This window comes from Streptomyces thermovulgaris (assembly GCF_002155915.1).
GTDB lineage: Bacteria > Actinomycetota > Actinomycetes > Streptomycetales > Streptomycetaceae > Streptomyces > Streptomyces thermovulgaris.
The window spans coordinates 1-11,372 of the sequence record NZ_MUME01000052.1; the positions used below are offsets into that span (position 1 = coordinate 1).

General features: G+C 70.8%; 7 protein-coding genes and 3 pseudogenes. 2 read left to right on the forward strand and 8 right to left on the reverse strand.

All coding sequences use genetic code 11. The annotated features are described in order from the left end of the window. From fxsT to CCN35_RS27615, 4 genes and pseudogenes are all read right to left on the reverse strand, one after another. A partial coding sequence (gene fxsT, locus CCN35_RS05780) for an FxSxx-COOH system tetratricopeptide repeat protein (RefSeq protein ID WP_245863020.1) occupies nucleotides 1-2,016 on the reverse strand: 2,016 nt, incomplete at its 3' end. Then, a complete protein-coding gene (locus CCN35_RS05785) occupies nucleotides 2,013-2,432 on the reverse strand; it encodes a hypothetical protein (RefSeq protein WP_086791734.1) in 420 nt (139 codons plus the stop codon). The genes CCN35_RS05785 and fxsT, both read right to left, overlap by 4 nt. Before the next feature lie 642 nt (nucleotides 2,433-3,074). After that, nucleotides 3,075-3,465, reverse strand: a pseudogene (locus tag CCN35_RS27610) (transposase); the annotation flags it as partial. A 102-nt stretch (nucleotides 3,466-3,567) separates the two neighbouring features. Continuing rightward, nucleotides 3,568-3,835, reverse strand: a pseudogene (locus CCN35_RS27615) (transposase); the annotation flags it as partial. A gap of 833 nt (nucleotides 3,836-4,668) precedes the next feature. Here CCN35_RS27615 and CCN35_RS05805 point away from each other — a divergent pair. Further along, on the forward strand, nucleotides 4,669-6,159 hold the full coding sequence (locus tag CCN35_RS05805) for a M1 family metallopeptidase (RefSeq protein ID WP_067396886.1): 1,491 nt from the start codon (nucleotides 4,669-4,671) through the stop codon (nucleotides 6,157-6,159). Nucleotides 6,160-6,208: 49 nt separating this feature from the next. On the opposite strand, the gene CCN35_RS28865 is transcribed toward CCN35_RS05805, so the two are convergent. Together CCN35_RS28865 and CCN35_RS29235 are read right to left on the reverse strand one after the other, a co-directional pair. Further along, nucleotides 6,209-6,466 carry a hypothetical protein gene (locus CCN35_RS28865; RefSeq protein ID WP_211285493.1) on the reverse strand — a complete coding sequence of 86 codons (258 nt, stop codon included), beginning with the start codon at nucleotides 6,464-6,466 and terminating at the stop codon, nucleotides 6,209-6,211. 14 nt (nucleotides 6,467-6,480) lie between these two features. After that, a pseudogene (locus CCN35_RS29235) lies at nucleotides 6,481-6,879 on the reverse strand (macro domain-containing protein); the annotation flags it as partial. 121 nt (nucleotides 6,880-7,000) lie between these two features. Here CCN35_RS29235 and CCN35_RS05815 point away from each other — a divergent pair. Beyond that, nucleotides 7,001-7,741 (forward strand): MerR family transcriptional regulator, encoded by a 741-nt coding sequence (locus CCN35_RS05815; RefSeq protein WP_086791736.1) that lies wholly within the window; start codon nucleotides 7,001-7,003, stop codon nucleotides 7,739-7,741. A 37-nt stretch (nucleotides 7,742-7,778) separates the two neighbouring features. On the opposite strand, the gene CCN35_RS05820 is transcribed toward CCN35_RS05815, so the two are convergent. Together CCN35_RS05820 and CCN35_RS05825 are read right to left on the reverse strand one after the other, a co-directional pair. Next, a complete protein-coding gene (locus CCN35_RS05820; protein ID WP_067396888.1) occupies nucleotides 7,779-9,956 on the reverse strand; it encodes a 3-hydroxyacyl-CoA dehydrogenase NAD-binding domain-containing protein in 2,178 nt (725 codons plus the stop codon). Nucleotides 9,957-10,005: 49 nt separating this feature from the next. After that, on the reverse strand, nucleotides 10,006-11,220 hold the full coding sequence (locus tag CCN35_RS05825; RefSeq protein WP_067396890.1) for an acetyl-CoA C-acetyltransferase: 1,215 nt from the start codon (nucleotides 11,218-11,220) through the stop codon (nucleotides 10,006-10,008). Between the last annotated feature and the right edge of the window lie 152 nt (nucleotides 11,221-11,372).

The window sequence follows — 11,372 nt, forward strand, 5'->3', positions numbered from 1 at the left end:
GGGGATGGCCCGCTTCAGGTCCCCCGCCGACTCGTAGGCGTAGGCGAGGTTGTTGCGGCTGGTCAGGGTGTCGGGGTGGGTGTCACCCAGCACCTGCTCGCACTGGGCGAGGGTGGTCTCAAACAGGGGGATGGCCCGCTTCAGGTCTCCCGCCGACTCGTAGGCGTAGGCGAGGTTGTTGCGGCTGGTCAGGGTGTCGGGGTGGGTGTCACCCAGCACCTGCTCGCGCTGGGCGAGGGTGGTCTCGTACAGGGGGATGGCCCGCTTCAGGTCTCCCGCCGACTCGTAGGCGCCGGCGAGGTTGTTGCGGCTGGCCAGGGTGTGGGGGTGGGTGTCGCCCAGCATCTGCTCGCACTGGGTGAGGACAGCCTCGTACAGGGGGATGGCCCGCTCCAGGTCTCCCGCCGCCTGGTAGGCGCCGGCGAGGTTGTTGCGGCTGGTCAGGGTGTGGGGGTGGGTGTCGCCCAGGATCTGTTCGTACTGGGTGAGGGTGGTCTCGTACAGGGGGATGGCCCGCTTCAGGTCTCCCGCCGCCTGGTAGGCGTAGGCGAGGTTGTTGCGGGTGGTCAGGGTGTGGGGGTGGGTGTCGCCCAGCACCTGCTCGCGCTGGGCGAGGGCGGCTGTGCGCAGGGGGATGGTGTGGGCATCGCGTCCCTGGCGGTCCAGGTAGTCTGCGGCGGCGTGGTAGACGTCGGCGGTGGCGGTCGATGCCGGACAGTGGGGCGGTGTGGATTCGGCGACGGCGATCACATGGGGCAGAAGCCGTTCCCACTGAGAGGTGTCGGTGTCCTCGTCGGGTGTGGCGTGCTGGATGAGGTGTTCGGCCTCCTGCCGACCCGGTGGGTAGCCGTCGGAGCTGGCGGGCTGGTAACGCAGGACGGTCTGCACCAGGCGGTGGACGCTGACGCTCTGCCGGTCGGCGCTGAACGAGATCATGTTGTAGGCGTGCAGCGCGCCCAGGGCCTCGCCGAGAGCGAGCGGGTCGGGGCAGAGCGGAGCGAGCAGGCTGCGGGGGATGTCGTCGGGCGCGAGCCAGGCCATGGCGTTCAGCAGGGTGACGGCCCGCGGGTTGCGGCGTTCGACGGCGGCCAGGGTGTGGCGCCAGATCCGGGCGATGGTGCGCTCAGGGTCGATCCCGCCCGCGGCGGTGTCCATGACCTGCCCGAGCATCTGCCGGTAGTCAGCCAGCGAGGTACCGGTCTCGTACAGGTAGGCACCCGCCTGCTCCAGCGCCAGCGGCAGATGACCAAGATCGGCGGCCAGAGCCGCGGCATCGCGACGCTGCTTCGGTGTAGGGGTGTGTTCTGGTCCGAAGGCAAGGGTGCACAGCAGATCCACGGCCGCCTCAGGATCGAGCAGGCCGAGAGCCATGGTGGGGGCGATTTTGTGCCAGCCGGTGGCGATGCGGCTGGTGGCCAGATGGTGCCCGTCCGGCAGCGTGCCCAGATAGTGGCGCAGGTCGGCAGGGTCTTCGACGTTGTCGAAGATGAGCAGCCAGCCGGGATGCCACTGCAGCCACAGGATCGCCCACGCCGCCCGCTCCTGCACACCCACCGTGGCCGCCCACTGCGGGCACAGCCGCATGGCAAGGCCGGCCAGGCCGGTGACGATCTGCTCGCTGCTGGAGGCGTTGATCCACCACACCAGCATGTACGTATGCCGGTAGGCGTGGGCGTAGTGCAGGGCGAGCGTGCTCTTGCCGATCCCGCCCAGCCCGTGGACCGCCCGCACACCGGAGATCTGGGTGACCGCGGCCTCCCCCTGATCCGTCAGCATCCGGCGCAGCTTGGCCAGCTCGTCCTGGCGTCCGACGAACTGCCCGGACGCGGACCCCGGCAGGTTCACAGCCCCCGGTGGCGCCTCCACCTCCCGGGCCCAGCGCACCGCCTCGGCCGGCAGCATCACCACCCGGGCGCCATCCCCGGTGATCGCCACACCGACATTGCCGCCCACCGCCATGGATCGGACACCTGTCGCCTGCGGTCCCATGTCCCTGGGCATGCTGCTGTTGGTCATGGCTGGATCGTCGTGTGGTCTCCGGTGATGGCCGTGGTGATGGTCTTGGCAGCAATCGACCGCTCACCCGCAGCCGTCACATGCACCGTCTCACCAGAGGCGGGCAGCAGCCGGGCCAGTTCGGCCCGCAACTCGGCATCCTCACGCAAGGCGCGCTTGATCTGCTGGCGCACCGCGGCCGCCGCATCCTCATCCTCCGGCGCTTCGGCCGCGTCCTGGACCGCGGCCTCCAGCTCCGCCCGCCCCCGCTCGTCCCGGCGGCGCCACACCGCCTGCAGGATTCGCCGCCCCAGATTCGCTGTGGCATCCACGGCTGCGTTCTCCGCCCGGGAGAACACCGCCACCCCGTACGCACTCACCGCAGTCGAGAGATACGGCCCCGCCTGCTGCACCAACTGCACGATCTCAGCGCTCACATGATCCCCCATCAGTCGCGGCTCAGGATGACCAGTCTAGGGACACAATCCCTGCTCATACAGCCCAAACACCCAAACCACCCCGAGCAGTTCCACTGCCAGCCGGAAAACTCTCAGCACCTTCTTGATGCCGTAGTCCGGGCCTTGGCCAAGGTGCTCAGAAGAGCGGCATGCAAGCCTTGGCCGGGCGGCCCGATCGCCCTACGCCGCCACCGTGCTGGGCCACTGAGGGGCGTTGCCGTCATTGCTGCTGGCGGTGCTGCCATGTGACCACCGCTTCAGGAGTTCGATCAAGGGACTGGGCTGCCGTTGTCCGGGCCTGCCTCGGTGGTGAGCGCCGTCCGTGCGGCACCAGGAGGATCTGTCTGCGTCCGCCACTGTTGATGTCACTAGTGGATGTCAGCGGTCACCGGGCGGTGGGCTGGCACGCGGCTCCGGAGGCCGCTCCAGCTATGAGCAGCGGTGATGGTCGGAGCCCTCCTCGCGGTGGGAGCACTGTTGGTAGTCCACGGATAGTCCATGCGCCGACCACCGATCAGTTGTGGCGTTCCTTCTCCGCAACCGCGGGTCGGGGACTGGGGTGACGGCTCAGCAGGGTCACTGTCCAGTGCTGCTGTGGGTTCTCCGGACTTGGACGCCGTTTCAGTTGGCGAGTCGGCGACAGCTGATGAGGGCTGCGGCGCTGTCGACGAAAGCGAGGAAGTGTTCGGCCTTGCGTTCGTAGCGGCGGTGGAGCCTCCGGCATCCGGCGAGCCAGGACACCGTTCTCCCGACAACCCACCGGTGTTGGCCGAGCCGCGTGGAGGACTCGGTGCCCTTGCGGGCGATGCGGTGCTGGATGCCGCGCTTGCGCAGTCATTTCCGCAGGTGGCCGCATCGTAGTTCTTGTCGGCGTGGAGCTTGGCCGGGCACCGGCGGCGCGGGCCGTATTGGGAGCGGACGGGCGGATACCGCGCACGAGCGGCTCGAGTGCCTGGCTGTCGTGCAGGTCGGCGCCGAAGATGCCCAGTGACAGCGACACACCATTCCGGTCGGTGGCGTCCACAACTCGTCCGGCACCAAACGCTCGACCAGATCCGCCATGCACGGCTCAATGAATGATCACACCAACAGAAACGGCCTCTCAGGGCTCGCCCGCGGCATCGTCGACCATCCATGCCTCGGGCGTGATCACCTCGGCCGGCCGCTGGGCGATCCGCCGCCGCACCGGCAGCCAATCCCGCGGCGACTGGTTCACGAACTGCCGCAGAGCCTGCATGCTGCTCGTCCGGCAGCCGCTCGGTCATCGGCTGGACCGACATGCGTCGGCCGTCCAGCGTCAGACCTCGCAGACAACACGCGCCCCACCACCGCTGATCCCGCCGCGGCAGTGAGGCGAACACATCGGCAACGAACTCCGCCAACCCGACGGCCCCGGGCTCGCCGCACTGTCGTCCGGCGAGTCCGGGGCCGTGTCGTGAGATGTGGCCGACGGCCCGTCAGCGCGGCGGCTGCTGGCCGGACGGCGGCTGCTGGCCGGACGGCGGCTGTCCGGGGGCCTGCGGTCCGGGCGCCTGCTGCCCGGACGGCTGCGGTCCGGACGGCAACTGTCCAGGCGACTGCTGCCCGGACGGCTGCGGCCCAGACGGCAGCTGTCCGGACGGCAGCTGTCCGGGTGCCTGCGGCCCGGACGGCCGTGGTCCAGGTGCCTGCGGTCCGGGGGGCTGCTGTCCGGGCGGCAGTGTCGCGCCGGAGGGCCGTGGGGCCGCGTCCGGGGGTGGCGGACCGGGGTCGAAGGCGGCCTGTGGCTGCCCTGTGCGCATCACGTCCTCCAGACGCCTGCGTATGTCCGCCGCCGCGTCACGTACACGTGCGGGTACGTCACCGCGCTCGGCGATGAGTTGGTGGTAGATGGGGGCGTCTTGGAACATGAGTGACCTTCCCTTCCGGTCCGCGGTTTCGCTCCGCCGGACAACGGTGCCCGAGTGTAAGGCCCGTACTGGTTCTTCTTGCGAGGGGTCCATGACACCCTGTCACCTTTTCGGTTGTGCTCTCCGGGCGGCGGGTCACGCACGACGTGTCCGGTGTGCGATGTTCGTGACGGTCGGCGGTGGAATGCTCCCGGGTCCGCGGCGCGTCCCGGGCGCATGACGGCCGCATGGCGATCGCATGAACAAGGAAGTCATGGACATGCTCAAGAGCGTGAAAGCTCATTAAGGTCCGAACAGACCACGTGCCCCTACGACTTGGAGCTGACGTGCACCGCAGAATCATCGCGCCGGGCGCACTGGCAGCGGCCACTTTGCTGCTGGCGATCCCGGCATCGGCCGCGACCCACTCCCCCGGTGCACCGGGGATCGGCGACCCCTACTACCCCGACTACGGCAACGGCGGCTACGACGTCTCCCACTACGACCTCAGGCTGACCTACCAGCCGGAGACGGACCAGCTGTCGGGCACGGCGACGATCTCGGCACGGACCACGCAGGACCTCTCCCGCTTCAACCTGGACTTCCTGCTGGACGTCAGCGAAGTGCGGGTCAACGGCGCGAAGGCCGGGTTCACCACCGCCCGTCAGCACGAGCTGGTGGTCACCCCGAAGACCCCGCTGGCCAAGGACACGCCGATGACGGTGGTCGTCCGCTACAGCGGGGTGCCGTCGTCGAAGAGCGCCTACGGGTTCACCGCCTGGCAGCGCACCCCGGACGGCGGGGTCGCGGCGGGCGAACCCGAGTCGGCCTGGTGGTGGTTCCCCAGCAACGACCACCCGCTCGACAAGGCCACCTACGACGTGTCGGTGGCGGTGCCGGACGGCACGCAGGCGATCTCCAACGGCACCCTGCAGTCGACCAGCTCCAGGCTGGGCTGGACCCGCTGGAACTGGCGCGAGAACAAGCCGCAGGCGACCTATCTGGCCACGCTCGCGCTCGGTAAGTTCGACATCACCACCGGCACGTCGGAGAGCGGCGTCCCGGTCATCAACGCCTACAGCAAGGACCTCGGCGACAACGACGGGGCGGCCCGGGCGAGCGTGGAGCGCACCGGTGAGATCCTCGACTGGCTGACCGGCTACCTCGGGCCGTATCCGTTCAGCTCGGCCGGGGGCTACGTCCCGAACACGAAGGCCGGGTACGCGCTGGAGACGCAGTCGCGGGTGTACTACAGCCCGAGGCAGTTCGCCAACGGCTCCAACACCTCCGTCGTCGTGCACGAGCTGGCCCACCAGTGGTACGGCGACAGCGTGTCCGTCAAGGGCTGGAAGGACATCTGGCTCAACGAGGGCTTCGCGCGCTACGCCCAGTGGCTGTGGTCCGAGCACGAGGGCGAGGGCACGGCACAGCAGCTGGCGGACTACGTGTACGCCTCGTACCCCGCCGACGACCCCTTCTGGACGGTGAAGCCGGGCGACCCGGGCCCGGACAAGCAGTTCCACGCCGCGGTCTACGACCGGGGTGCGCTCGCCGTCCAGGCACTGCGCAACGAGATCGGCGACGAGGCGTTCTTCACCCTGCTGAAGGGCTGGCCCCGGCAGCACGCCTACGGCAACGCGTCCGTGGCCGACTTCCAGAAGTACGCCGAGCAGATCTCGGGCAAGCCGCTGGCCGCGCTCTTCGACACCTGGCTGTTCCAGCCGTCGAAGCCGCCGGCTCCCGCGGCACGGGCGGCGTCCCTGGCGAAGGACCCGGCTCCCGCGCAGCCGAAGTCGTGGAAGAAGATCCAGGCCACGAACGACGTGCACACCCACTGAGCGGCGGCCGGGCGGCCGGGGACGGAGTGACCGCCCCGGCCGCCCGGCCTCACTCGTCGTGGTCGTGCACGGTCACCGCGATCCCCCGCTCCACCAGCCGCCTTCGTATCAGCGGTTCGATCCGGTCCCAGGGGGTGTCGTGCGGGTCGGGCCGGCTCCGATGAGCGGTGCCCTTGCAGCCGAGTCGAGCGGGATCCGGTGCGTGCAGATGCAAGGCGGAGGAGGGAGTCGACGCGGAGCGTCGGCGAGTGACGGCAACGCCGCAGATGCGCGTGCCGAACCCCGCGACCTGCGGCACGATCCGCACGACACCCCCTGGCTGCCGCCGGCCAGGCCGCAGCCGATGCGGGGCATGTGCACGGACGCGCCGAGCCCGGCCGCCCGGTCGGCGAGCCGGCCCAGGGCCGTGTCGATCGCCTCGTACCGCACGGGGGCCTTCCTGGTGGTGGTCCGCCGTATGCCGTGCTGGCCGATCATGTTGGCCACCCACAGGGACGGCTCGACCCGGACGAGCCGGACGGCGCCCAGGCCGAAGTCGTTCCCCGCGCGGTCGCGGCACCGGGCACGGCAGTCGGCCTCCGGTTCGGGCCGGCGCCGGGAGAGGGCCGACACAGAACCCCTCCCCCAGCCGCCGGCGTCGTTGCAGACCTGGGCGATCACCCTGGTGCCCTCACCCGGCGGCGCGGCGGCGTCGCCCCGGACGTACGTGATCCTCGGCATGGCGCCACCGCAGGGGCCGCCTCCGACAACGGAACGGGCTCCGAGCCGCTGCTTCGTGTGCCCCGGGGCGCACCGCGGACAGGGCTTTCACAGTGTTGGTGGGACAGTGATACTGCTGTACATGACGACCGACGCCGACGAGCCGCCCCTCACGATCGACGAACTGGCCGCACGGGCCGGTGTCACGGTGCGCACGGTCCGCTTCTACAGCAGTCGGGGCCTGCTGCCGCCGCCGGTGATCGGTCCGCGCCGGGTGGGTCACTACGGGCCGGAGCACCTGGCGCGTCTGGCGCTGATCGAGGAGATGCAGCAGCAGGGCATGACGCTGGCCGCGATCGAGCGTCATCTGCGGCAGCTGCCGCCGGATCTCACCCCGCACGACCTGGCCGTCCAGCGGGCGGTGGTCGCCTCCTGGGCCCCCGAGACGGTCGAGACGCTCACCCGGGCCGAGCTGGAGCAGCGCGCCGGGCGGGCGCTGAGCGACGAGGACGTGGAGCGGCTGGCGGCTCTGAACGTGGTCACGGCCGACGGGGACGCCTTCCGTGTCGACTCCGGGCTGCTGCGGCTGGGGGTGCAGCTGCTCGACGTACCGCTGTCCCAGGAGACGGTCCTCGCCGCGCGCACGGCGCTGATCGGGCACGCGCGCGCGGCCGCCCACGAGCTGTCGGCGCTGCTGCGCGGCGCGGTCGCCGAACGGGACACGGAGGATGTGAAGTCCCTGTCCGCCCATATGCACCCTCTGGTGGTGCAGGCGCTGCTCACCGTCTTCCAGCGCTCGCTCAGGCAGGAGCTGCGCGAGTGGATCGGCGCCGGCCGGCCGGAGGAGCCCCGGGGAGCGGGTCCCCGGGGCTCCTCCGGCTGAGAGCCGGGCCGCACTCGTCCGAGGGCCGGGCCGCTCCTCAGCGGGCGTCGGTGAACGTCTCCCCCTTCTCCGCCTTCTCCAGCAGCAGGGCCGGCGGGGTGAACCGCTCGCCGTAGCGCTCGGCGAGTTCCCGCGCGCGTGCCACGAAGCCCGGCAGGCCGCCGTCGTAGCCGTTGATGTACTGCAGTACGCCGCCGGTCCAGCCCGGGAAGCCGATGCCGAGGAGGGAGCCGACGTTGGCGTCGGCGACGGAGGTCAGCACGCCCTCCTCCAGGAGCCTGACCGCATCCAGCGCCTCGGAGAAGAGCATGCGCTCCTGCATGTCCCGGAACGGGATCCGGTGCCCCGGCCTGGTGAAGTGCTCCCGCAGCCCAGGCCACAGCCGGGTCCGCCTGCCCTCCTCGTCGTACTCGTAGAAGCCCGCGCCGCCGCTGCGTCCCGTGCGGCCGAACTCGTCCACCATGCGGTCGATGACCGCCTCCGCGGGGTGCGGGGACCAGGTGCCGCCCGCCTCCTCGACGGCCCGCTTCGCCTCGTCCCGGATCCTGCGGGGCAGGGTGAGCGTCAGTTCGTCCATCAGGGACAGCACCTTGGCCGGGTAGCCGGCCTGGGCCGCCGCCTGTTCGACGGAGGCCGGCTCGATGCCCTCGCCGACCATCGCCACACCCTCGTTGAGGAAGTGGCCGATCACCCGGGAGGTGAAGAATCCGCGCGAGTCGTTGACGACGATCGGGGTCTTGTCGATCTGCCGGACCAGGTCGAAGGCGCGGGCCAGTGCCTCGTCGCCGGTGCGCCGGCCCTTGATGATCTCGACCAGCGGCATCTTGTCGACGGGCGAGAAGAAGTGCAGCCCGAGGAAGTCGGCCTGGCGCTCCACGCCCTCGGCGAGCGTGGTGATGGGCAGGGTGGAGGTGTTGGAGCACAGCAGCGCGTCGGGGGCGACGACCTGCTCGATCTCCTGGAACACCTTGTGCTTGAGGGCCAGGTCCTCGAAGACGGCCTCGATCACCGCGTCGCAGCCGGCGAGGTCGGCGACCTCGGCGGTGGGGGTGATGCGGGCCAGCAGCGCGTCCGCCTTCTCCTGGCTGGTGCGGCCCTTGGCGACGGCCTGGGCGCACAGCTTCTCGGAGTAGCCCTTGCCCTTGACGGCGTTCTCCAGGGACACGTCCTTCAGGACGACCTCCAGCCCCGCGCGGGCGCAGGCGTAGGCGATGCCCGCGCCCATCATGCCGGCGCCGAGGACCGCCACCTTGCGGACCTGGCGGGGCTCGACGCCCTGGGGGCGGCCGGCACCGGAGTTGACGGTCTGCAGGTCGAAGAAGAACGCCTGGATCATGTTCTTCGCGGTCTGCCCGGTGGCCAGCTCCACGAAGTAGCGGGTCTCGATGACCTGGGCGGTCTCGAAGTCGACCTGGGCGCCCTCGACGGCCGCGGCGAGGATGTTGCGCGGGGCCGGGTACGGGGCGCCGTTCGTCTGCTTGCGCAGATTGGCCGGGAAGGCGGGCAGGTTGGCGGCGAACTTGGGGTCGGCCGGGGTGCCGCCGGGGATGCGGTGACCAGGCCTGTCCCAGGGCTGCTGCGCCTCGGGGTGGGCGTCGATGAACGCGCGGGCCTTGGCCATCAGTTCGTCCCGGCTGGTGGCCACCTCGTGGACCAGGCCGTGTTCCTGGGCGCGGCGCGCGGTGTACTGCTGCCCCTGCAGCAGCACCTTCAGCAGGGCGTCGGCGATGCCCAGCAGCCGTACGGTGCGGACGATGCCGCCCCCACCGGGGAGCAGGCCGAGGGTCACCTCGGGGCAGCCGATCCTCGTGCCGGGGGTGTCGAGGGCGATGCGGTGGTGGCAGGCCAGGGCGAGTTCGTACCCGCCGCCCAGGGCCGCGCCGTTGATCGCGGCGACGACCGGCTTGCCCAGGGTCTCCAGGCGGCGCATGTTCCGCTTGAGGGCGAGGCTGCCGTCGAAGAGGTCCTGGGCGGTGTCGGGGGTGACCCGGATCAGGTCGCGCAGGTCGCCGCCGGCGAAGAAGGTCTTCTTGGCGGAGGTGAGGATGACGCCGCGGATGCCGTCCTTCTCGGCCTCCAGGCGGTCCACGACGGCGGCGAAGGAGTCGCGGAACGCCTGGTTCATGGTGTTCGCGGACTGGCCGGGGTCGTCCAGGACGAGGGTGACGACACCGGTGTCGTCCTGTTCCCAGCGGATGGTGGTGCTCTCGGTCATGTCACAGGTCTCCGTTGAGGTCTGAGGGGGAAGGCGCCGCTGGGACGGGTCAGACGCGCTCGACGACGGTGGCGATGCCCATGCCGCCGCCCACGCACAGGGTGACGAGGCCGTAGCGCTTGTCCTGGCGCTCCAGTTCGTCGACGAGGGTGCCGAGGAGCATCGCGCCGGTGGCGCCGAGCGGGTGGCCGAGGGCGATGGCGCCGCCGTTGACGTTGACCTTGTCCAGGGACAGGCCCATCTCCTTCACGAAGCGCAGCACGACCGCGGCGAAGGCCTCGTTGATCTCGACGAGGTCGATGTCGTCGATGGTCAGGCCGGCCTTGGCGAGCGCCTTGCGGGTGGCGGGGGCGGGGCCGGTGAGCATGATGGTGGGCTCGGAGCCGGAGACGGCGGCGGAGACGATCCGGGCGCGCGGGGTGAGGCCGTGGCGCTCGCCGGCCTCCCGGGAGCCGATGACGACGAGCGAGGCGCCGTCCACGATGCCGGAGGAGTTGCCCGCGTGGTGGACGTGGTCGATCCTCTCCAGCCAGTGGTACTTCTGCAGGGCCACGGCGTCGAAGCCGCCGAGCTCGCCGATGTCCGCGAAGGACGGCTTGAGGGCGGCGAGGGAGTCGGCGGTGGTGCCGGGGCGCATGTGCTCGTCGCGGTCGAGGACGACCAGCCCGTTGCGGTCCTTCACCGGCACGACGGAGCGGTCGAAGCGGCCCTCCTTCCAGGCGGTGGCCGCGCGCTCCTGGGACAGGGCCGCGTACTCGTCGACGTCCCGCCGGGAGAAGCCCTCGAGGGTGGCGATCAGGTCGGCGCTGATGCCCTGGGGCACGAAGTCGACGGCGAGGTTGGTCATCGGGTCGTTGAACCAGGCGCCGCCGTCGGAGGCCATCGGGACCCGGGACATCGACTCGACGCCGCCTGCGAGGACCAGGTCCTCCCAGCCGGAACGCACCTTGGCGGCGGCCAGGTTGACGGCCTCCAGGCCCGAGGCGCAGAAGCGGTTCTCCTGCACACCGGCCACCGTCTCGGGCAGTCCGGCGGCGATCGCGGCGATGCGGGCGATGTCGGAGCCCTGGTCGCCGATCGGGCTGACGACGCCGAGCACGATGTCGTCGATCGCGGCCGGGTCCAGGCCGGGGAGGCGGTCGCGGATCTCGTGGATGAGGCCGACCACCAGGTCGACGGGCTTCGTGCCGTGCAGGGCGCCGGTGGCCTTGCCGCGCCCGCGCGGGGTGCGGATCGCGTCGTACACATACGCTTCGGTGCTCACTGGCCAGCCTTTCGATGAGGAGTTTCGTCCTGAGGACGCCGGGGGTCGTCGTCCTGAACGCCCTCGAGGAGGGCGGGCACGTCCCAGTCGCGGGCCACACAGGCCGTGTCGGCGCCGGGCCGGGCGGGGCCGCTGCGGACGGCGGTGGGGGT

Excerpts from the sequence above, each read along its gene's own strand:
- CCN35_RS05815 (WP_086791736.1), top strand. The coding sequence starts at position 7,001 with ATGACGACCGACGCCGACGAGCCGCCCCTCACGATCGACGAACTGGCC.
- CCN35_RS05820 (WP_067396888.1), bottom strand. The coding sequence starts at position 9,956 with ATGACCGAGAGCACCACCATCCGCTGGGAACAGGACGACACCGGTGTC.